The sequence below is a fragment of the Microvirga yunnanensis genome (genome assembly GCF_025460875.1).
The window spans coordinates 31,768-53,292 of the sequence record NZ_JAMXFI010000053.1; the positions used below are offsets into that span (position 1 = coordinate 31,768).

The 21,525-nt window shown below is 68.0% G+C and carries 18 protein-coding genes; 6 read left to right on the top strand and 12 right to left on the bottom strand.

Translation table 11 applies throughout. The features are described 5' to 3' along the window. Positions 1-6: 6 nt before the first annotated feature. From NF876_RS23560 to NF876_RS23575, 4 genes are read right to left on the bottom strand one after another with little or no spacing between them, the layout of a single operon-like run. The gene (locus NF876_RS23560; RefSeq protein WP_262270934.1) at positions 7-1,947 is read right to left on the bottom strand and encodes a glycosyltransferase; all 1,941 of its coding nucleotides are present in this window, start codon (positions 1,945-1,947) and stop codon (positions 7-9) included. Then, on the bottom strand, positions 1,944-3,074 hold the full coding sequence (locus NF876_RS23565) for a glycosyltransferase family 4 protein (RefSeq protein WP_262270935.1): 1,131 nt from the start codon (positions 3,072-3,074) through the stop codon (positions 1,944-1,946). Before NF876_RS23565 ends, NF876_RS23560 begins: the two co-directional genes overlap by 4 nt. Further along, complete coding sequence (locus tag NF876_RS23570) at positions 3,071-4,342, bottom strand: glycosyltransferase (protein WP_262270936.1); 1,272 nt, start codon at positions 4,340-4,342, stop codon at positions 3,071-3,073. Before NF876_RS23570 ends, NF876_RS23565 begins: the two co-directional genes overlap by 4 nt. A 7-nt stretch (positions 4,343-4,349) precedes the next feature. Then, a complete protein-coding gene (locus tag NF876_RS23575) occupies positions 4,350-5,624 on the bottom strand; it encodes a glycosyltransferase family protein (protein ID WP_262270937.1) in 1,275 nt (424 codons plus the stop codon). 262 nt (positions 5,625-5,886) lie between these two features. Here NF876_RS23575 and NF876_RS23580 point away from each other — a divergent pair, with 262 nt between their 5' ends. The 3 genes from NF876_RS23580 to NF876_RS23590 all read left to right on the top strand — a co-directional run bounded on the left by NF876_RS23580 (position 5,887) and on the right by NF876_RS23590 (position 10,322). After that, complete coding sequence (locus NF876_RS23580; protein ID WP_262270938.1) at positions 5,887-8,607, top strand: ABC transporter ATP-binding protein/permease; 2,721 nt, start codon at positions 5,887-5,889, stop codon at positions 8,605-8,607. Beyond that, positions 8,604-9,047 carry a Crp/Fnr family transcriptional regulator gene (locus NF876_RS23585; RefSeq protein ID WP_173945044.1) on the top strand — a complete coding sequence of 148 codons (444 nt, stop codon included), beginning with the start codon at positions 8,604-8,606 and terminating at the stop codon, positions 9,045-9,047. Before NF876_RS23580 ends, NF876_RS23585 begins: the two co-directional genes overlap by 4 nt. A gap of 174 nt (positions 9,048-9,221) precedes the next feature. After that, complete coding sequence (locus tag NF876_RS23590; RefSeq protein WP_262270939.1) at positions 9,222-10,322, top strand: transglycosylase SLT domain-containing protein; 1,101 nt, start codon at positions 9,222-9,224, stop codon at positions 10,320-10,322. A gap of 12 nt (positions 10,323-10,334) precedes the next feature. On the opposite strand, the gene NF876_RS23595 is transcribed toward NF876_RS23590, so the two are convergent. The 3 genes from NF876_RS23595 to NF876_RS23605 all read right to left on the bottom strand — a co-directional run bounded on the left by NF876_RS23595 (position 10,335) and on the right by NF876_RS23605 (position 12,992). Continuing rightward, a complete protein-coding gene (locus NF876_RS23595) occupies positions 10,335-11,000 on the bottom strand; it encodes a DUF924 family protein (protein WP_262270940.1) in 666 nt (221 codons plus the stop codon). A 99-nt stretch (positions 11,001-11,099) separates the two neighbouring features. Next, a complete protein-coding gene (locus NF876_RS23600) occupies positions 11,100-11,336 on the bottom strand; it encodes an Lrp/AsnC ligand binding domain-containing protein (protein WP_009494007.1) in 237 nt (78 codons plus the stop codon). A gap of 351 nt (positions 11,337-11,687) precedes the next feature. Next, complete coding sequence (locus tag NF876_RS23605) at positions 11,688-12,992, bottom strand: UDP-glucose dehydrogenase family protein (RefSeq protein WP_262270941.1); 1,305 nt, start codon at positions 12,990-12,992, stop codon at positions 11,688-11,690. A 169-nt stretch (positions 12,993-13,161) separates the two neighbouring features. Between NF876_RS23605 and NF876_RS23610 the strand changes: the two genes are divergently transcribed. Next, complete coding sequence (locus tag NF876_RS23610; protein ID WP_262270942.1) at positions 13,162-14,175, top strand: asparaginase; 1,014 nt, start codon at positions 13,162-13,164, stop codon at positions 14,173-14,175. Positions 14,176-14,198: 23 nt separating this feature from the next. Here the strand turns inward: NF876_RS23610 and NF876_RS23615 are convergent, their stop codons facing one another. The 3 genes from NF876_RS23615 to NF876_RS23625 form a co-directional block, all read right to left on the bottom strand. Continuing rightward, positions 14,199-14,990, bottom strand: coding sequence for a bestrophin-like domain (locus NF876_RS23615; protein ID WP_262270943.1), 792 nt, complete (start codon positions 14,988-14,990; stop codon positions 14,199-14,201). 474 nt (positions 14,991-15,464) lie between these two features. Then, positions 15,465-16,451, bottom strand: coding sequence for a methylmalonyl Co-A mutase-associated GTPase MeaB (gene meaB / locus NF876_RS23620; protein WP_262270944.1), 987 nt, complete (start codon positions 16,449-16,451; stop codon positions 15,465-15,467). Positions 16,452-16,593: 142 nt separating this feature from the next. Then, the gene (locus tag NF876_RS23625) at positions 16,594-17,352 is read right to left on the bottom strand and encodes a DUF3750 domain-containing protein (RefSeq protein WP_262270948.1); all 759 of its coding nucleotides are present in this window, start codon (positions 17,350-17,352) and stop codon (positions 16,594-16,596) included. A 174-nt stretch (positions 17,353-17,526) separates the two neighbouring features. Between NF876_RS23625 and NF876_RS23630 the strand changes: the two genes are divergently transcribed. After that, positions 17,527-18,498 (top strand): alpha/beta hydrolase, encoded by a 972-nt coding sequence (locus NF876_RS23630; protein ID WP_262270945.1) that lies wholly within the window; start codon positions 17,527-17,529, stop codon positions 18,496-18,498. Between the two features lie 28 nt (positions 18,499-18,526). Here NF876_RS23630 and NF876_RS23635 read toward each other — a convergent pair whose 3' ends face one another. Then, positions 18,527-19,714, bottom strand: coding sequence for a family 16 glycosylhydrolase (locus tag NF876_RS23635; RefSeq protein WP_262270946.1), 1,188 nt, complete (start codon positions 19,712-19,714; stop codon positions 18,527-18,529). A 21-nt stretch (positions 19,715-19,735) separates the two neighbouring features. On the opposite strand from NF876_RS23635, the gene NF876_RS23640 reads away from it, so the two are divergent. After that, positions 19,736-20,011: a hypothetical protein gene (locus tag NF876_RS23640; RefSeq protein ID WP_262270949.1), complete on the top strand. Its 276-nt coding sequence runs from the start codon at positions 19,736-19,738 to the stop codon at positions 20,009-20,011. A gap of 132 nt (positions 20,012-20,143) precedes the next feature. Here the strand turns inward: NF876_RS23640 and NF876_RS23645 are convergent. Beyond that, the coding region (locus tag NF876_RS23645) for a methylmalonyl-CoA mutase family protein (RefSeq protein WP_262270947.1) at positions 20,144-21,525 on the bottom strand (1,382 nt) is incomplete at its 5' end.

Sequence of the window (21,525 nt, forward strand, 5' to 3'; positions counted from 1 at the left end):
AACGCATCAGATCCCATTAGATCTCAATTGTGATCTTGTTTCCAAGCCGAAACAGGCATCCGGACACAGGAAACGTATGTCTCTGGCGGCCAGGTGGGCGATAAGCCTTTCGCATAACGACCAGATGACGTCGTCATGGGCGAGATGGTGGGTCAGGAACCCGATCGGCTCGCCGCGATCCGCCCGGCCCGTCGCGCGCCGTTCGACCGCGCTGGCGAGATCGGCGATGATCGAGGCCGGATCGGCCAGGCCTCTCGTCCCGTGCCAGTCGATGGGATCCACATGGGTGTTGATCTGAAGGAGACCCGGCACGGGATGGGCGGATGCCCGGTCCGTGAAGGCGGACATGCCCCGGAATCCCAGCCGCGGCAGGCCGGCGACGAGATCCCGGGAGATCCGGTTCCAGGGGGGCACGAAGACCGGCAGGAGCCTCGATCCGAGGCGCTCCCGCGCCCCGTGCAGAGCCCGTTCCAGGTCCGCCGCCATGACGTCCAGGCCGCGATGGCGGCCGAATTCCGCCTTCTTCTCGCCCGCGGGCGCATGATTGGCATGGCTCCATCCATGGACGAGGGCGAACGCTGTCCGCTCCTGCGCCAGTCGCGCCGCAAGGGAGGCCTCGATTCCCGCCGGCACCACCGCGAGGCCGATCCCGGCCTCGTACCGGCGGGCGAGGCCGAGAAGCCGGTCGAGTTGGGGGGTATCGGCCACCGCGTCGTCGTCCCGCCACCAGAAGCCGACCGGGCAATCCCTGTCCCGGGCCCGGTCGAGCGCCCGGTCGAGGGGCGACCAGTCCAGGGCCCGGTGAAGCGCCGGCCGGGACTGCGCCAGCTCCTCGGCCAGGGCGACGCTCCGCCGGGCGCCGTCGGTGGACACGGCCGGCCTCCGGGCGGATGGCCACGACAGCGCGCGCCGGATCGCCCGGGCGAGGTTCGTCGGCGACAGGTCCGCCTCGGGCAGGATGTCCGCCAGACCCAGGGCCGCCAGGCGCTCGGCCCGCAGGCGCTGTTCCGTCTCCTGGCCGGCTTCGAACGGCACGAGGACCGATCTCACGCCGCATCGCAGCAGGTCGACGGCGGTGTTGTACCCGGCCTGGCTCACGGACAGATCGGCCCCGGCGAGGAGGGCCCGGAAGTCGGGCCGCGCGCGCTCGACAACCACGTGCGCCGGAGCGCCCGCCCGAAGCTCCAGGAAGTCGGGCTCGGCCACGCCCCGTCCGACGAGGATGCGCCAGGGACGGTCGGTGATCTCCCGGGCCGCCGCGAGGGCCGCGCGGTAGAGCGGCAGGCTCGCGGCGCTCGACCCGCCCGAGACGACGATCCCGTGCCGGCGGGCTTCCGGCACCGGGCCCTCGTTCTCGTCCACGTAGCCGGTGTAGCGGATGAGCGGCCCGATCCGCTCGTCCACGGGCCACGAGGCGTCCAGGGGCACCAGCTCCGGATCCCCGTGGACCAGGACGGCGTCGTAATGCCGGAGCACGCGTTCATGGGCCTCGGCGATCCGCGACGCCTTGGAGGAGGGCACCAGGATGTCCCGGATCGAGCACACGATCCGCGGGCTCGGATCGGTTTTGCGCGCGGCCTCGATCAGCGCGCGGAACTCGTCGGCCAGAACGCGCCGCCCGAAGGGAAACAGTTCGGTGACGAGGATATGGGGCCGCACCGTCTTCAGTGTGTCGAGGAGGAGGGCGCGGCGGCTTGCGAGATAGGCTGCATCCACGGGCGCGAGGTCTTCGTCGAGCAGCGTCCTGAAATCCGTTCCGACCGTTCGCACCGGGGGCAGCTGAACCAGGGTGGCGGTGCCGAGATCGGACAGGCGGGCGGGGCTGCCGCCCGACACCAGGGTGGTCTCGTGCCCTTCCCGTGCGAAGGCCCGTGCCAGGGCGGCGGCCCTGGTCAGGTGGCCCGCGCCCAACAGATGCGTGACGGCGATCAGAACGCGCAAAGTCATCCTCCCGTCTCATCCGTGAGCGGTTCGAGCGCGCGGCGCAAGCGCAAAGAAGCATGATCGAGGTCGCGGTCCTGCCGGACGAACCGCACCGCGTTGGCGCCGAGTTCCCGCAGCCGTCCGCGGTCCCCCAGAAGGTCGCTCAACGCTCCTGCGAAGGCCGCGGCGTCGCCCGGAGCGGTCAGCGTTCCGGTTTCGCCGTTCCGCACGACGCTGGCGACCCCGCCATACGCGCCCGCAGCCACCGCGCAGCCCAGGGCCTGCGCCTCCAGCAGCACCATGCCGTAGGCCTCGTTGACGGCCGGCCAGACGAAGAGATCGGCGCTCCCGTAGAACGCCGCCAGATCGGCCCTGCCGTCGATCCGCCCATGGAAGCGCACGCGCTGCGCCATGCCGGAGAAAAGCCGCGCGACCTCGTCGCGGGCCTCGCCGTCGCCCACCACGTCCAGGGTCCAGGGCAGGTGCCGGAGCCGGTCCAGGGCGGCGGCCAGAATGCGATAGGAGGCGAGCTTGTCGCCCTCCCGCATCATCGCCACCGTCAGGAGGCGCGGCGGGGCTTCCGGCCGCGGGCGGGCGGGCGGCGCGGGCCAGTCGCGCAGATCGAGAAACGGCGGCAGGTCGACCAGAACCTGCCGCTGCGGCTTGACCCGCTCCAAGGCTTCCCGGTCATGCGCCGTCATCACGAAGACCACGTCGGCCCGGTCGAGGGCCGCTTCCGACCCTTCGTGCCCGAGCGCCCAGGATCCCCGGGCGCGCTTGGTCGCCCGCGAGCCTTCGGCAACGGCATAGGGAATGCCGAGAGCCTCGGCGACGGGCGGGCCGATCCAGTCGGGCGCCTTGTAATAGACGTGATAGGTGAACCACAGACGCGGTCGCATCGCGTCGGGCAAGGCCCTGTAGCGGGCGATGAGGCGATCGGCTTCCGCCAGCGAGCGCCGTCGGAGCTCATCCTGGCGCTGCCCGTCGCCGGCCTTTTCGAGGGTCCTCAGCTCGCTGGCGAGAACAGGCGGGAAACCGGCCTGGCCGAGACCCTTCATCAGCAGGCGCGCCATGGTGCGGTCGCCCGAGGGCAGCGGATGGTTCGGGCTCTTCAAGGGGGCGTAGAACGCAACGGGCCTCGAGAGGGTCACACGCGCTCCGGTTCTCGTGTCGGGCTCTGCGTCACGGCGCGCAGGCGGGCTTCCAGCACGTCGATCCCGCCTTCCATGGAAAACTCCCGGCGCAGGCGCGAGAAAGCCGCGTCGCCGAAGGATGTCCGGCGCTCGGGGTCGCGGGCGAGGAGGTTGAGCGCGTTCGACAGGGCCTCCCAATCGCCCGGCGGCACGAGCCAGCCCTCCAGGTCGTTGCGGATGAATTCCGGAATCCCCGCGAAGTCCGTCGCCACGATGGCGAGCCCCTGGCTCGCCGCCTCCATGATCACGTTCGGCAGACCGTCCCGATCGCCCGATCGGGCTTCCTTGGACGGCAGCACGAACAGGTCGGCCTCGCGCAGGAGCGCGATGATGTCGGGCTGCGCCTTCGCGCCCAGGAACGCCACCCTGTCGGCGATTCCGGCCTCCTGCGCCTGCCTCTTCAGGCTGGCGAGCAACTCTCCGCCGCCCACATGGGCGAAGCGCCAGTGGAGGTCCTGCGGCAGGGCCGCGAGAGCCTGGACGAGGTCGCCGTAGCCCTTCTTCGCCACGGCCCGACCCACGGACACGATGCGCACGGGATCGAGCGGGTCCGCGCCGTTCCTGGCGGAGCGGCTTTCGGGAGGCGACGGAAAGCGCGAGAGGTCGAGCCCGTGATAGACGAGCGAGACGCGATCGGGCCGGGACAGCGACCGGAGATTGCCGGCGCCCTGCGCCGTGCAGGTGACCCCCCAGAGCGCCTCCGCCATCTTCTCGCGCTTCTCCCAGTCCGGCGTCGTCCAGATGTCCTTGGCATGGGCCGAGAAGGTCCAGGTCCGGCCCGTGAGCAGCGCGGCGTACCGGACGACGGACGCCGGCGTGTGCAGGTAATGCACGTGCAGGTGACCGACGTCCTCCGGCATCTCCCGCGCCATCACGAAGGCCTGGCCGAGGCGGCGCACCCGGTTGGCGGTGAAATCGCGCTTCAGGTCGCGCCAGAACGCCCTGACGGCGGGGGCGAAACCCTTCTGTCCCAGGCTCCAGACGGCGCCGCGCAGCACGCGCAGGGGCTCCTCGTAGAGATATTCCGGCAGATAGGTCACCCGCGCCTCGATCGCCTTGTGCATCGGATGCACGGCCCGCTCCGTCGGATGGCGGAGCGACCAGATCTCGAGGTCGAGGCCGCGCTGCTGCAGGGCCAGGATCTCCTGCGCGATGAAGGTTTCCGAGAGGCGCGGATATCCTTTCACCACGATGGCGATGCGCCGGGCTGTCGTCGAGGCGAGCATGGGGCGGTTACTCGGCCGCCTGATGATAGGGGGCGAACGGCGCCTGCGGATCCGTCAGGGCCCTGAGGCGCTCCTGCACCCGGTCCAGCCCGTCGAGAAGCCCCGGGACCGTGACGTCCGACGGGCGCGGCTGCGACGACAGGGAGCGCAGGGCGGCGGCCATGCGCTCGGGCGTGCGCGGCTCCTTGTAGTCGCTCAGCATGCTCACGAGCCCGAGCCGCTCGCCCTCGACGGCCCGGATGTACTGCTCGAGGCGGGGACGGGTGCGCGGCACGATGAGCGTGCGCTTGTCGAACGACAGGGCCTCGCAGAACGTGTTGTACCCGCCCATGGCCACGATGGCGTCCGCCTTCTTCATGAGCCATTCGATCTTGTTGTCGAACGACATCACGTCGAGTTTCGGCTGCCTGGCGATGCGCTCCACGAAGGACCGGCGCGTGTCCCGGTCGATGAAGGGGCCGAACAGGATCAGAGCCGGCTGGTCGAGCTCCGCGTCGGCCTCGTAGGCCGAGATCACCCAGTCGATCAGGTCGTCCCCGTCGCCCCCGCCGCCGGTGGTCACCAGGATGAAGGGCTGCTTCGTGATCTTCGGGTAGCGGGTCAGGGACGGGGTCGGCGGGACGTCCCGGCGCAGATAGCCGGTATAGGTGATGCGCGCTTCCACATGGGCGGGCAGGTCGAGGGCCTTGAGGGGCTGATAGACGTCCCTGAGGCCGTAGACCCAGATCTCGTCGTAATACTGGACCAGGGCTTCCTTTGCGCCCTTGCGCTCCCATTCCGGTACGAGAAGAGCCGGCTCGTCCATCACGTCGCGGATGCCGAGCACGAGGCGGCAGCCCGCCGCCTTGAGATAATCGAGCGCCGGCACGACCTCGCCGCGGAAGCCGGTCGGCTCCTTGTCGACGATGAACACGTCCGGCCTGAAGGCCTTGGCGGCCTGAAGGATGAGGGCCTGGCGCAGGCCGACGGCCTCGTCGAGATCCACGTTGAGGTTGAGGCTGCGGTAATCCCCGTCCGGCAGCTTCGTGACCCCCGGAATCCGGATGTAGTCGACGCCGCTGTCGAACTCGAAATTGCCGATGACCGGCGAGCCCGAGATGATGACCACCGAGGTGTCCGGACGCCCCTGGACGATGGCGTTGGCGATCGCCCGGGACCTGCGAAGATGCCCGAGGCCGAAGGTGTCGTGGCTGTAGATGAGGACACGGGTTCCGCGGCTGCTCGCGGGCTGCACCGGGGAAGGACCTGCGTCCTGATCGAAGTCCTTCACCAGGTCTGCCATGCGGCTGCCCCTACGGTCAGTCGGGCGGGTCGAACGACGCCCCGTCCGCCTTCTCTACCTTCAAGAACACCGGATCCAAAGGTGAATTTGCACGCTTGGGATGGATTCCGATGCTCTCTCCTATAAGTAGCACATCGCCGGGGGCGGAGAACCGGATCCACTTTTCCGCACGACGCGCTCAGGTCCCTATCGATCAAATAAGGCGTCGCCCGAGATCGGAAAGAGGTTCATCCAGGCGTACAGAAGTGGTAACCGTTGGGCAATGGAAAAGAGCCTCTTCAGGTATATTTGGACACATTCAAAGCGCGACCAGCTCATCGTCTGCGCGGTAGTGCTCGCTTCCCTGCCGTTCTACTTCATGTCCCTGGATCTGCCCCGGCAGATCGTCAACCAGGCGATTCAGGGCGAAGCCTTCCGGGACGGCAACGCCACGGCCCCGTTCCTTCACCTGAGCTATGAATGGCCGAAATGGCTCGGGGGCGGGACCCTGGAGATCTTCCAGGGCTTCCAGGTCGGCCGGCTCGGCCTGCTCCTCGGCCTCTCGACCCTGTTCCTGTTCTTCGTCATCGTCAACGGGGCGTTCAAGTACTGGATCAACGTGGCCAAGGGCGCTCTGGGCGAGCGGATGCTCCGCCGGATGCGCTTCGACCTGTTCTCCATGGTGCTCCGGTTCACCCCGGACGCCCTGCGCACGGTCAAATCCTCCGAGACGGCGACGATCATCAAGGACGAGGTCGAGCCGATCGGCGGCTTCATCGGGGATGCCTTCATCACGCCGATCTTCCTCGGCATGCAGGCGATCACGGCGCTTGCCTTCATCATGATCCAGAACGTGTGGCTCGGCCTGATCGCCCTGGCGGTGATCGCCGTCCAGTTCACGATCATTCCGAAGCTGCGGCGCGAGCTCCTGCGCCTGGGCAAGCAGCGCCAGATCGCCTCCCGTCAGCTGGCGGGACGCATCGCCGAGGTCCAGGACGGCATCGAGGTCGTCCACGTCCACAATGCCTACAACTGGGAGCGGGCGGAGATCGGACACCGGCTGTTCAATCTCTTCACCATCCGGCTCAAGATCTATAACCGGAAATTCTTCGTCAAATCCCTCAACAACTTCCTGGCGCAGCTGACGCCCTTCTTCTTCTATGCCATCGGGGGCTATTTCGCCCTGCGCGGCACCCTCGACATCGGCCAGCTCGTCGCCGTCATCGGCGCCTACCGGGAACTGCCCCCGCCCTTGAAGGAGCTGATCGACTGGGACCAGCAGCGTCTCGACGTTCAGGTGAAATACGATCAGGTCACCCAGCATTTCGCCGAGGAGCGGCTCGTGCCGCTGGTCGAGGTCCGCGAGGAGGCCGAGGAGGATCAGCCCCTGGTCGGCGAGCTCGTGGCCGAGGACATCCGTGTGGCCGGTCCCCATGGCGACATGATCATCGAGGGCGGCGCCTTCGCCGTCACCCTGCCTGCGAGCGTCGCGCTGGTGTCCAACGGCGGGGCGGCCGCGAGCTCCCTGGCGCGCATCCTGGCCCGCCGCATGTCGGAGTTCAGCGGGCGGATCCGGATCGGGGACCGCGACCTCACCCAGCTGCCCGTTCCCGTGGTCGGTCGCCGGATCGCCTATGCGGGGGTCGATCCCATCCTGTTCCCCGGCAGCATCCGCGACAACCTGATCTACGGCCTCCGGACCAAGCCCCTGGCCCGTTCGGAGGAGGAGAAGAAGGAGATGGACCTTCGGATCGCCGAGGCGTTCAAGACCGGCAATCCGATCGAGAGCATCGGCGACCGCTGGGTGGATTACGAGCGGGTCGGCGCACGGGACGAGAACGATCTCGACCGGATCCTCCTCGACCTTCTGGACCGCATCGGCATGGGAGACACGGTCTACCTGTTCGGCCTCGCGGGCAGGATCGATCCCGAACGCCACATGGCTCTTGCGGAGCGCGTCGTCGAAGCCCGGCGGCGGCTGCGCGAGACCTTCCTGTCGAACGGCATGGCCGATCTGGTCGAGCCCTTCGATCCGGACCGCTACAACAGCCAGGCCACCATCGCCGAGAATCTTCTCTTCGGGGTGCCGATCTCGGAGGAGTTCAGGGGGCGCAATCTGGCCGAGAACGGCCAGTTCCGCAGCGCCATCGACCGGGCCGGGCTGACCGACGATCTCGTCCGCATGGGTCTACAGATCGCCGAGACCATGACCGAGATCTTCGAAGGCCTGCCCCCCGGACATTCGCTGTTCGAGCAGTTTTCGTTCATCGGCGCCGAGGAGCTGTCCGAGTTCGAGGCGATCCTGCGCCGGCACGGCAGGGGCGAGGGCACCCTGAGGCGGGAGGACCGGACGCGGCTCCTGGCGCTGCCGCTCGCCTATGTCGAGGCCCGGCACCGCCTCGGCCTCCTGGACGGCCAGCTCACGACCCGGATCGTGGAGGCGCGGGCCCTTGTCCGCGAGGTCCTGGAGAAGGCCGGCTCCGACGGGGTGGAGTTCCTCGACCCCGAACGCTACTGCGCGGCGGCGCCGCTCCGGGACAACCTCCTGTTCGGGCGCGTCAGCTACCAGGTCGCCAATGCCCGCGCCCGCGTCGCGGAGGCCATCGCCGCGGTGGTCCGGGAGCTCGACCTCCTGGAGGGCATCGAGCGGGTCGGCCTCGACTACCAGGTCGGCACGGCGGGCAGGCTCCTGTCGCCGCAGGAGCGGGCGAGCGTCAATCTCGTGCGCTGCCTGGTGAAGCGCCCGGACATCATGGTCATCGACGGGGCCTTCTCACCCTTCGACGAGGCCCGCAGCCAGCAGCTGCTCGAGCTGCTGCTCGAGCTTCTCGACCAACAAAGCCTGTTCATGGTCCTTCCGAATGATCGACAGGCAGGCGCTTTCGATGTTCAGTTGCGCTTCCGCGACGGACAAATCATTACGGACAAGACGGCCGCTCCGGCTCCCAGGCCCGCCAGGCCTGAGCCGGCTGCCGCGCAGAGGATAACAGGAGAGGTGGCATGACGCTTGAGACAGAGGTTCAGTCCTTGCGGCAGGTACCCATGTTTCGAGATGTGGATCCGGCCCGCCTGAAGCTCCTCGCCTTCACGAGCGAGCGGGTCCAGTTCTCCAACGGGCAGCGCTTCTTCTCGCAGGGGGACCCGTCCGATGCCGCCTACGTGATCCTCGACGGCCGGGCCAGCGTCCTGCTCAACACGCCCGGGGGCGACATCCAGGTGGCCGAACTCGGGAGCAACGCCCTGGTGGGCGAGATGGGCATCCTGTCGGACACGCCGCGCTCGGCCACGATCATGGCGGCCGAGCCCACCACGGCCCTGCGAATCGACAAGCGGGTTTTCCTGGAGCTCCTGGCGCAGTTCCCGCAGATGTCCCTGGCGATCATGCGGGAGCTCGCGAAGCGCCTCGAGCGGACGAACGCGCAGCTCGTCGCGCAATCATCCTAAATTTCCGGCCGGCCCCCGGGATTTTTTCGGGGAAAATGCCGACACGGTTAGCAAAATCCTACTTCTTACGGCCAAGCTGACCGATTCTCGTCACATCTACCCGTCAACCCTTGTCCCAGAACAACACAAGGGAAGGCCCGGTCGTCAGGTCGGGCTGTTGCGGGATAAGTGATGATGAGTAACGCGAGAACGCTGCTGTGCGCGGTTCCGCAGCCTGTTGCGGATGTGCGCAAGACCGGACGTCGCCGCTTCCTTCACTTGACCTTGGCCGCGGGACTGCTCCTGGGCCTTCAGGGCCTGGCGGCCGGACCCGCGGCCGTCGCCACCCTCCCGAGCGCCCTCATGGCAAGGCCTGTCGCGGCCTCCGCCGAGCAGCCGCTGACCACCGGCTCGCTCATCACGGCGTCGATGGATTTCACCCCGAAGCTGCTCAAGGAGCCGGGCCTCTTCAAGGCGATCCTCGAGGGTGCCTTCACGTTCAAGAAGCCGCATGCGGTCAAGCCGGCGCCGCAGGAACTGGCCGACGAGACGGCGGGCGATCCGGATGAGCTGATCCCCTTCAACGGGCGCACCGTGCCGCGCTGGCTGGTGCATTCCATCCTGAAGGCGGCTCACGTGACCGGGGTCGACCCGGTCTACATGATGACCCTGGCGGACGTGGAATCGAGCCTCTCGCCCGGGGCCAAGGCGCCCACCTCGTCCGCCCAGGGACTGTTCCAGTTCATCGACCGGACCTGGCTCGAGATCGTCCAGCTCCACGCCGCCGATTACGGCTTCGCCGCCGCGGCCGAAGCCATCAGGACGGTCGACGGCGAGCCTTCCGTGAGCGACAGGGACCGCACCTGGATCATGAACCTGCGCACCGATCCGTATTTCTCGGCCCTCATGGCCGGCGAGCTGATCAAGGACGTGGAGCGCGCCCTTCAGGCCGAGGGCGAGCGGGAGCTGGCCGAGGCCGAGCTCTACCTGGCCCATTTCCTCGGCGCCTCCAGCGCCGTCCGGTTCCTCGAGGTCCTCGACCAGGACCCGAACATGAAGGCTTCCAAGCTCTTCCCGAAGGCCGCCAAGGCCAATGCCGGGCTGTTCACGGAAGGCAAGGGGCGCAAGCGCCGCTCGGTCAGCGTGGCGGAGCTCTACAACAAGATCGACTCCAAGATCGTCCGCCGCCTCGACCGCTACGAGGGGATCGGCCCCTATCTGGCCGAGATCTCCCGCCAGGCCGACCGGACCGCCGCGGCCGACGCGGCGGGCGAGGAACCGCCCCTCGTGCAGTAACGGCCGCGCCGGTCAGCCGACCGCGCTGATCGCCGACGACGCCGAGGCCGGAAGCGAGCGGGTGTGGACGAAATCGCCCTTGGCCAGATAGGTCAGCTCATCCCGCGTGGAGGCTCGCCCGAGCACCGGATTCCGGTGCGGGAAGCGGCCGAAACGGGCGATGATGTCGAAATTGGCCCGGGCCTGGCTGAGGGAGAACTGCCAGACCGGCTTGAGATGGTCCGGGGCCTCGTCGAGGGCCTGCTCCGAGATGGCCACGATGCGCCTCATCCGGTCCAGGTGATCCGGACCTTCCGCATGGGCCAGCGGCAGGAAATAGAAGAATTTCTCGTACGGGCTCGTCAGGGCCTCGTAGTGCCCGTTCCCGAACCCTTCCTCGGCCAGCCTCACCGTATCCGGATCGGACGCATAGGCGTCGGGCGTGCCGGCGAACAGGCCGCGCGGGAACTGGTCGAGCACGATGATCAGGCACAGCCGGCCGAGCGGGGTGGAGCGCCAAGGATCCAACTCGCTGGCCTTGGCGGCGCGCACCAGGGGGGCGAACCGGTGCAGCTCCGCATTGGCTCCCCCGCGCATCCACCAGGCCAGCATCTGCCAGTGCGCCGGGATATCGGCCTCCGCGAGGTCGATCGGGAACCAGAAGTCGTAGACCTCGCGCCAATCCGTATGGGATGCCATCGGCTCCTCCTCGAAGGAGCCTACATCCTATCGCGGGCGCAGTCGCCGGGCTGTGCTTGGCGACACCTGACAGGGCCGGAGGGCGGAGCAGGGCCGCGGTCAGAACGCCTTGAACGTGATGATCGTGTGCGTGTCGGCGATTTCCGGGATGACCTGCACGTTCTCGGCGATGAAGTGGCCGATATCGACCCCGTCGTCCACGTGGAACTTGGCGAGAATGTCGTAATTGCCCGCCGTGGAGTAGATCTCCGAGGCGATTTCCCGGTCGGCGAGGGCGTTGGCGACCGCGTAGGTCTTGCCGAGCTTGCATTTGATCTCGACGAAGAAGGTCTGCATGGGGTCTCCGGGGCGGCGTCTCGAATCTGTCGATCAGGGAGATATGGCACGGGACCGCGCCGGTGAGAACCACTTCGGCCCTTCCTGCCACCCTCCCACGTCATGGCCGGCCTTGTGCCGGCCATCCCGATCGGAAAAGCGCGGCGCCTCACAGAAGCGGGATCACCGGGACAAGCCCGGTGATGACATGAGAATGGCATATCGGGATGCACGACCTTTCCACGTCATGGCCGGCCTTGTGCCGGCCATCCCGATCCTGTGAGGCCCGGCGCGTCAGACAAGCGGGATCACCGGGACGAGCCCGGTGATGACGTGGCGGGGGGCACAAGGCCAATAACGACGTGGGGCCGGTCAGCCGCGTCCGACGCTGACATAGGTGAAGCCGTGGCGGCGCATTTCCTCGGGCCGGTAGACGTTGCGCAGGTCCACCACCACCGGGGCGGCAAGCGTCGCCTTGAGGCGCGCCAGGTCGAGGGCCCGGAAGGTGTCCCATTCGGTCACCAGCACCAGGGCGTCGGCCCCGCGGGCGCAATCGTAGGCATCCCGGGCGTAGGCCACGTCGGTCAGCACCGAGCGGGCCGCCTCCATGCCCTCCGGGTCGTAGGCTTTCACCCGCGCCCCGGCATCCTGGAGCGCCGTGATCACGTCGATGGCCGGCGCATCGCGCATGTCGTCGGTGTTGGGCTTGAAGGTCAGGCCGAGCACCGCCACGGTCTTGCCGCGCACTGAGCCGCCGCAGGCGGCGATCACCTTGCGGCCCATGGCGCGCTTGCGCTGGCTGTTGACCGCCGCCACCGTCTCGACGATGCGCATCGGCGCCTCGTGGTCCTGCGCGGTCTTGATCAGGGCCAGCGTGTCCTTGGGAAAGCACGAGCCGCCATAGCCCGGGCCGGCATGGAGGAACTTGGCCCCGATCCGGTTGTCGAGGCCGATGCCGCGGGCCACGTCCTGGACGTTGGCGCCCACCTGCTCGCACAGATCGGCGATCTCGTTGATGAAGGTGATCTTGGTGGCCAGGAACGCGTTGGCGGCATACTTGGTCAGCTCGGCGGTGCGCCGGGACATGGTGAGCAGGGGCGACTGATTGAGGTAGAGCGGGCGGTAGAGTTCGGTCATCACGTCCTTGGCGCGCTCGTCCTCGGTGCCCACCACGATGCGGTCCGGGCGCTTGAAATCGGCGATCGCCGCGCCCTCGCGCAGGAATTCCGGGTTCGACACCACGGCGAACTGCGCCTCGGGCCGGGTCTCGCGGATGATGCGCTCGACCTCGTCGCCCGTGCCCACCGGCACGGTCGATTTGGTCACGATCACGGTGTAGCCGTCCATGGCGGCCGCGATGTCGCGGGCGGCCTGATAGACATAGGACAGGTCCGCATGGCCGTCGCCGCGCCGCGACGGGGTCCCGACCGCGATGAAGACGGCCTGCGCGCTCCTGACCGCCTGCGCCAGGTCGGTGGTGAAGGTCAGGCGGTCCTCGCGCACGTTCTTGGCCACCAGATCGTCCAGGCCCGGCTCGAAGATCGGGATCTCGCCCCTGTTGAGCGCCTCGATCTTGGCCGGCTCCTTGTCGACGCAGCAGACCTCGTGCCCGAAATCGGCAAAGCAGGCGCCGGACACCAGCCCCACATAGCCGGCTCCGATCATCGCGACACGCATCAGAGACTCCCTGTCTGTTCGAACCTTGGGTTTAGAGTGGCGCGGGCTTCACAGCAACCCGTGCCGCCGGACGATTCCGAGGCACCATTTTTGGCTTTTGCAACAATGCCCCCTTTGACTTCTGGAATAAGTGCCTCCACAACACCGCCGCTTTTCAAACGGGGCATTGATGGACAATCCTTTTCTTGTCGAGGTCACCCGCGGAAACCTGGTCGAGTCGCGCCACAGGGGCAGCATCTCGGTGGTGGATTCCGAAGGGGCCACAGTTCTGTCGATTGGCGATGTCGACCGGCGCGTGTTTCCGCGCTCCGCCGTGAAGGCGCTTCAGGCGATGCCGCTGGTCGAGAGCGGGATTGCGGACAAATACGGGCTCACCGACGAGGAGATCGCGCTGGCCTGCGCGTCCCATTCGGGCGAGCCCGAGCACGCGGCGACCGCCAAGGCCATGCTGGCCAAGGCCGGGCAGGATGTCGGCTGCCTGGAATGCGGCGTGCACTGGCCCATGGGCGAGGCGGCCAACCGGGCGCTCGCCGCCTCGGGCGGCACCCCGAGCGCGCTCCACAACAACTGCTCGGGCAAGCATGCGGGCTTCATCTGCCTGGCCTGCGGTCAGGGCCGGAACCCGAAGGGCTACGTGCTGGCGGACCACCCGGTGCAGCGCAGCGTGCGCGAAGCCCTGGAGGAGATCACCGGCGCCTGCCACACGGTCGAGAAGAGCGGCATCGACGGCTGCTCGATCCCCACCTATGCGATTCCGCTCCCCTCGCTCGCCTTCGGCTTCGCCCGGTTCGGCACCGGGAGCGGCCTTCCGGGCGATGGAAGGGCCGCCGCCGCGTGGATCCGCCGGGCCGTGGCGCGCCACCCCTTCATGGTCGCCGGCACCGGCCGCTTCGACACCAGGCTGATGGAGCTTCTCGGCGAGCGCGCCTTCGTGAAGGTGGGGGCCGAGGGCGTCTATTGCGCGTCCTTCCCCGACCTCGGCTACGGCGTCGCCCTGAAGGCCGAGGACGGCAACGGCCGCGCGGCCGAGGCCATGATGGCCGGCCTGGTGCTGCGCTTCCTCACCCTGGACGCCGCGGAACGCCGGGCGGTCGAGGAGCTGGCTCAGCCCGTGTTCAAGAACTGGAACGGGATCGAGGTCGGGCGGATCCGCCTCGCCTCCGAGGTCCTGGGGGCGCTTTAAGCCAAGCCTCCTTAAGCCAAGCCTCATGGTCTGGGATTCATCTGCTGGCGGGCGTGGAGGAGGTCGTCGGGCTTGAGCCCGTGCGCGCCATGGAACGGCCGGTCGAGGACGCCCACCATGTAGACGACCAGCCCGACGAAGGTCATGAGGACGCCCCCGAGAAGGAGATGCGTCGTCCGCTTCAGGTCGAACAGCCAGAGCGTGAAGACGTTCAGGGCCGCGCCCGCGAGCACGACCGACCAGATGACCGTGGGAATGCTGGTCCCGGCCGCCTGGATGCGCAGGCGGCGCTGCTCGATGAAATTCTCGAAGATCCGCAGCGCCGCCTGGTGGATCAGGTCCTCGCCGGCCTCCCGGCTGGGACGGAAGCTCAAGAGCTGGTGGCTGAGCCGGTCGACGAGGAGCGTTCCGCGGGTCGAGGCCTGATCGCGGCGCTGGAACGACCAGCCGGGGCCTGTTTCCTCATCCACGTATTGGCGAAGATTGTCCAACAGGGAGGTTCGGATCGGCTCCGGATAGCCGCTGAAGGTGCGGTAGAGGGCGATGATGCTTGACGCTTCGCGCCCGACCGCGTCCTGAGCCTTGCCGTAATTGTCGAACACCGCGATCGAGAGCAGCGCGAGGAGAACGCCGTAATAGAGGGTGAAGGAGTTCAGCAGCAGCCCGACGAGCGTGTTCGGATCCCGCTCGTCGCGCAGGAGGCGTCCGACGGCAGGCTGCAGCAGCACCGAACCGATCAGGGTCGGCACCAGGAAGAAGAGGCACACGATGACGGCGCCCATGAAAATGGGCAGCTGATGCAGCCGATCGATCACGACCCGGTTCACTCTTTGCGGATGCCCGTCGGGCACCCGTCGAGTGAAGCGGATTTCGCGCGCGAGATCAGGTGGAATTCCGGATAGGGACGGCGGGATTCATGGGCTCCTCCCGTCATGGCCGGCACAGGGCCGGCCATGACGGGAGGAGTGTCGTCACCCGCTCGCACCACCCTCTTCACGTCATCACCGGGCTTGTCCCGGTGATCCCGATTGTTTGAGGCGCGGCGCTCTTCTGATCGGGATGGCCGGCACAAGGCCGGCCATGACGTGGAGAGGGTATCATCACAAGGATGCTCCACTCTTGGCTGGCGCACCGTTGAGGGCGAAAAACCCGGTCCACTTTCTCGCACGCTGCGCTAAAGCATCGGACCCAAAAGTGGACTTGCACTTTTGGGATCCATCCGATGCCTTCTTCTTGAATGAGAGCATCGGTCAGAACGGAAAACCGGATCCACTTTTCCGTCCGATGCTCTAGAGCCCCAGCAGCGTCGCGATCTCGATGGCCCCGGCGGTCGGCGACAGGGTGCCGTCCGCGATGGCCCGTTCGAGCTCCGGCACGCGCCGGCGCAGGGCCGGATCGTGGTGCAGGCGCTCGTGCAGGCGTTCATGGACGAGGGCCCACATCCATTTGGTGTCCTGGGCGCGGCGCTTGGCGGCGAGCTCCCCGGTGGCCTCCAGGCGCGCGCGATGGTCCTGCACCTTGGCCCAGACCTCGTCGAGCCCCTGGCCGGTCAGCCCCGAGATGGTGAGCACGGGCGGCGTCCAGGCGGCGGAAGACGGTGCCAGGATGTGCAGCGCGGCCTTGTACTCGGCGGCGGCCGCCTTGGCCTTGGCGCCCGCATCGTCCGCCTTGTTGACGGCGATCAGGTCGGCGAGCTCCAGGATGCCTTTCTTGATCCCCTGCAGCTCGTCGCCGGCGCCGGGCAGCATGAGCACGAGGAAGAAATCGGTCAGGTCCGCGACGGCGGTCTCCGACTGCCCGACGCCGACCGTCTCGACCAGGATCACGTCGAAGCCGGCCGCCTCGCAGAGCAGCATGGTCTCCCGCGTCTTGGCCGCGACGCCCCCCAGGGTGCCGGAGGACGGGGAGGGGCGGATGAAGGCGTTGGGATCGGCGGCGAGCCGGGCCATGCGGGTCTTGTCGCCGAGAATCGCGCCGCCCGTGCGGGTGGACGAGGGGTCCACGGCCAGAACGGCGACCTTGTGCCCCCGTTCGGTGAGCATCGCGCCCAGGGTGTCGATGGTGGTGGACTTGCCGACGCCGGGAACCCCCGTGATGCCGATGCGGACCGCCCGGCCGGTGCGGGGCATCAGCGCCTGCAGGAGCGCGCGGGCCGCCTCCCGGTGATCCTGGCGGCGCGATTCCATCAGGGTGATGGCGCGCGCGAGCGCGGCGCGGTCGCCTCCCGCCACGGCTTCGGCCGTGATCTCGGTCTTTCGCTGTGAGCCCCCGGTCATGGGAGAGCTTTAGCGCATCGTGCGGAAAAGTGGACCCGGTTTTTCGCCCTCAACGATGCGCCAGCCCGATGCTCTGGCGCGGCCCTCCGGGTCCGCGTCCCAGGTTGCGCTCGGCGCGACCGGAAGCGCCTCGACGCCGCGCCTACCAGGTGATCGGATCCATGCCGATCCGTCCCCAGGCGGGAATCTTGACGGCGGGGCGGCGCAGGTCGAGGCCGGCGACGAGCCCCATGAAGTCGATCTCGATCCCTTCGACCCAGCCGAGCGCGAGGCCCGCATAGCCGCCGAGCGAGATCTGGATGCCCGTGCGGCTCGGCGTCAGGCCGACGATGTCGCGCCACGGCTGCCAGTCCTTCCCCAGGGCGGTCGGCGGGAGGGCCGCCCCGAGCTCCGGGACGGAGCGCACCACATGGGCCACGAAGGTGTTCGAGTTCGGACCCGGCCAGGCATTGTAGGCGCCGAAGGTCTGGTAGGGATAGCTCGCCACGGCGCGGCGCACCTGCGGGATCAGGCGCTCCGCCGCCTCGCCCTCGATCAGGACGACCGGATGCGGCGCGTTGCCGAACCAGCGGCCGTCCGGCGCCCAGCCGTTGGTGCGGACCGGGCTGCCCCATCCGACCTTGTCGTAGCGGGTATAGGTGTTCGCGCCGGCCTCCTTCACGACCACCCAGGTGTGGTGGGCGAAGATGCCGCGCCAGCGCCCGACGCGGGCCGCATAGACGGCCACGATGGCCTGAGGCGCCTCGGAGGCCGCCGGCAGCAGCTTCGCGCTCGACCAGTCGGCGGCCCGCCAGCTCGGCGCCACGTCGTCGCGCAGCGCCCACCAGAGCGCATGAGCCCCGAGAGGCAGGAGAAACAGGCCGACGATGACGAGGAGGACCCGGGACAGGAAGGCAAGCATCACCCGAAGGTACGGATGCGCCCGCGCCCCATCAAGGCGACACGGGGACACCGCCGTTCACCTTTGGTTTACCGTCTTCCTGCTTGAACGCGCGGCCGACGGTCCTCTGCCTTGCGCATGCCATGATCGGGGACAACACAGCACTGCCCTCCTTGTCTCTTGAAACCCGGCCCCATGCTCTTCCCCGTTTCCCGCCTTGCTCTCGTCTGCCTTGCCGGCCTCGCCCTGTCCGGATGCCTCGGAGAGGATTCGGCCCTCACCAGCCCGGTCTCGTCGCAGGTCGGTCTCGCCCGGGATCCGAAGCTCCTCGTGGCGACCACGCGGCTCCCCGTGGGCGATCCGCCGAAGAAGCCCTGGTTCAGCAGCGAGCGCTCGGCCGATCTCGTCTTCGCGGAGGCGCGCCTCGCGCCCCCGGCGGATTCCCTGCTCGGGCACAGCGGCTGGAGCATCGCGAAGGTCGAGAACGTCGATCACAGCAAGGCCGCCCAGGCCTTCGCCCAGGCGGCCTTCGGGCACAACCTGCTGCTCTACATCCACGGCTATCGCGAGAGCTTCGAGACCGCCGCGACCTCGACCGTCGACCTGTCGGAGGGCATCAAGTTCGCCGGGGTCACGGGCCTGTTCACCTGGCCGTCCGCGGCCTCGACCTTCAGCTACGTGGCCGACCGCGAAAGCGCCATGTGGTCCCGCGACGCCCTGGAGGATCTGCTCACCGCCATCGCCAAGACTCCGAGCGGCGGGCGGATCCACATCGTGGCCCACAGCATGGGCACCCTTCTGACCCTCGAGACCCTGCGGATGCTGCGCGCCTCCGGAGGCGAGAACGCCATGGACCGCATCGGCGCCGTGGTGCTGGCGGCCCCCGACATCGACATCGACCTGTTCGCCCGCGGCCTCGAACGTCTCGGGCCCGACGCGAAGAAGATCACCGTCATCAGCTCCACCAACGACCGGGCGCTTGCCGTCTCGAGCCGTCTGGCCGGCGGCATCATCCGGGCCGGCGCGGCGGATCGCGAGCGGCTCGAATCCCTGGGCGTGCGCGTGGCCGACGCTTCCGAGTTCGGCGGCGGCATCATCAACCACGACCTGTTCCTGACGAACAAGGACGTGCAGCAGGTGATCAAGCGGGCGATCGAGCGGTCGTAGCGCGACGCCGCGCCCGCCTGCCGCAATCTCACACGATGAAGAAGTCGTCGTAACCGAGCTGCGCCTTGCTGACGCCCTCGAACGTGATGGAGCCCCCATCCGACAGCTTGAGGACCGCATCGCCCGACGGGTTGTCCTTGATCATCCGGTAGAGGCCGGAGAAGTTCTTCTGGCCCAGGATGGCCTTGGTGACGCGCACCGCGTCCCCGCTCAGGGGATCGAAGTCCACGATGACGTCGTTCCCGCTCGGGCCCGTCCGGTAGAGGAACGTGTCGGCCCCATGGCCGCCGGCGAGCGTGTCGTTGCCCCTCAGGCCCTCCAGCGTATCGTTGCCGCCGTACGCGAAGACGATGTCGTTGAGAGCATTCGCATTCGCGTCGCCGACGAGAAGGTCGGCCCCGGAGGTTCCCTTCAGGCTCGGCGTGATCGTCGGCGTCGACGGCAGGATGTCCGCCGACCAGGCGCGGATGTAGTCGATCTGGAACTCCGCCGGGAAGCGCGTCGTCTGGTCGGGCGCGCCCGGCCAGTTGCCGCCGACGGCGAGCCCGGCGAGCAGATACATCGGCTCGCTCATGCCCGCGGGCGTCTGCATGGAATAGACCGCCGTCCCGTCGAGATAGAAGGTGATGCTATCGGCCGTCCACATCGTCCCGTAGGCGTGGAAGCCCTGGGAGAGATCGATTCCCGTGGAGATGCCCTGCGTGTCGTAGGCATGGCTCCCATGGCTGTCGGTCCAGTGCGAGCCGACGTAGTAGGTTGAGGGATCGTGTCCGAGCAGTTCCAGGACGTCGATCTCCGGCGGCCAGTTGCCGCTCTGCGGCAGAAGCCAGAAGGCGGGCCACAATCCCTGGCCCGACGGCACCTGGGCCGAGATCTCGAAGTACCCGTAGGTCTGGGAGAAGGTGCCGTGCGTGTTGATGAGGCCCGACACGTAGGGAAGCCCGTCGGTCAGACCTGTATCGGGCGAGGGCCGCGCCGTGATGGTCAGGATGCCGTCGCCGGCTTCTCTCGGATCCGCCACGATGGCGAAGGGATCGAGAGCCGGGTTCCGCTGAATGACCGGCGTCGAGCGGTCGGCGAAATACTGCATCTCGCCATTGCTCGCGAGCGTGCGGCCGCCCCACCAGTATTGCGTGCTCCAGATCGACGTATTGAGGGAGGAGCCGGTAAATTCGTCGGAGAAGGTCAGTGAATACCCGTCGAGATTGAGCGACATCGGTGCTCCGCAAAGGAATGCATGAAAAACTTTGTCTTTGAGACAAGCTTCTCACGGAGGCGGGCACAGGCAATTAGGTGGAACTACCTATTCTCGGGCGATGATGAAGGCCGCGTTAACAGGCCACGGCTCGAACGCCTCGGGCCCGACGCGAAGACGATCACCGTCATCAGCTCCAGCGACGACCGGGCGCTCGCCGTCTCGATCCGTCCGGCCGGCGGCATCATCAACCACGACCTGTTCCTGACGAACAAGGACGTGCAGCAGGTGATCAAGCGGGCGATCGAGCGGTCCTGATTGGCGCCTCCTCGTCATCACCGGCCTTGGGCCTGTGATCTCGATACGGATAAGCGCGGCGCTTCACGGAATCGGGATGGCCGGGACACGCCCGGCCATGACATGCAGAGGCTTGTTCAAGACGGCTCGCGTTTACTCCGCGGCCTGCTTCGGCCCGTAACCGAGGCGGCGGTTGAGGTCGTCGATCAGGTTCACGGCCGCGTCGGCGATGACGGTGCCGGGCGGGAAGATCGCCGCGGCGCCGGCCTGATGGAGGGCATCGAAATCCTGCGGCGGGATCACGCCGCCGACCACGATCATGATGTCGTCGCGGCCGTACCTGGCGAGTTCCCCCTTCAGCTCCGGCACCAGCGTGAGATGGCCGGCCGCCAGCGACGACACGCCGATGATGTGCACGTCGTTCTCGATGGCCTGGCGGGCCGCTTCCGCCGGCGTGGCGAACAGGGGGCCGATATCCACGTCGAAGCCGAGGTCGGCGAACGCGGAGGCGATCACCTTCTGGCCGCGGTCGTGTCCGTCCTGGCCCATCTTGGCCACCAGGATGCGCGGGCGCCGGCCATCGTCGTGCTCGAACTGCTCGACCAGGGCGCGAACCTTCTCAACCGCTGGCGACGCCATGCCGACCTCCCGCTTGTACACGCCCGAGATCGCCTTGATCTCGGCCCGGTGGCGGCCCCAGACTTTCTCCAGCGCGTCGGAGATCTCGCCCACAGTGGCCTTGGCCCGCGCCGCCTGCACGGCGAGGTCGAGCAGGTTGCCCTCGCCCGAGGCGGCGACCGTGGAGAGGGCGGACAGGGCCGCGTCCACGTCGGCCCGGCTGCGCTCGGCCTTCAGGCGCGTGAGCTTCTCGATCTGGCTCGCGCGCACGGCCGCGTTGTCCACTTTCAGGATGTCGATGGCGGCTTCGTCCGCGGTGCGGAAGGCGTTCACGCCGATGATCTTCTGGTGGCCGGAATCGATGCGCGCCTGCGTGCGGGCCGCCGCCTCCTCGATCTTCAGCTTGGGGATCCCGGCCTCGATGGCCTTCGCCATGCCGCCGAGTTCCTCGACCTCCCGGATATGCGCCCAGGCCTTCTGCGCGAGCGCGTGGGTCAGGCGCTCGACGTAATAGGAGCCGCCCCACGGGTCGATGATGCGGGTCGTGCCGCTCTCCTGCTGGAGGAAAAGCTGCGTGTTGCGCGCGATGCGGGCCGAAAAGTCGGTCGGCAGGGCGAGCGCCTCGTCGAGCGCATTGGTGTGCAGCGACTGCGTATGGCCCTGCGTGGCCGCCATCGCCTCGATGCAGGTGCGGGTGACGTTGTTGAACACGTCCTGCGCGGTCAGCGACCAGCCCGAGGTCTGCGAATGGGTGCGTAAGGGAAGCGACTTGTCGCTCTGCGGGTCGAAACCCTTCACGAGCTTCGCCCAAAGCAGGCGCGCGGCGCGCATCTTGGCCACTTCCATGAAGAAGTTCATGCCCACCGCCCAGAAGAAGGACAGGCGCGGGGCGAACTGGTCGATGGTGAGCCCGGCCG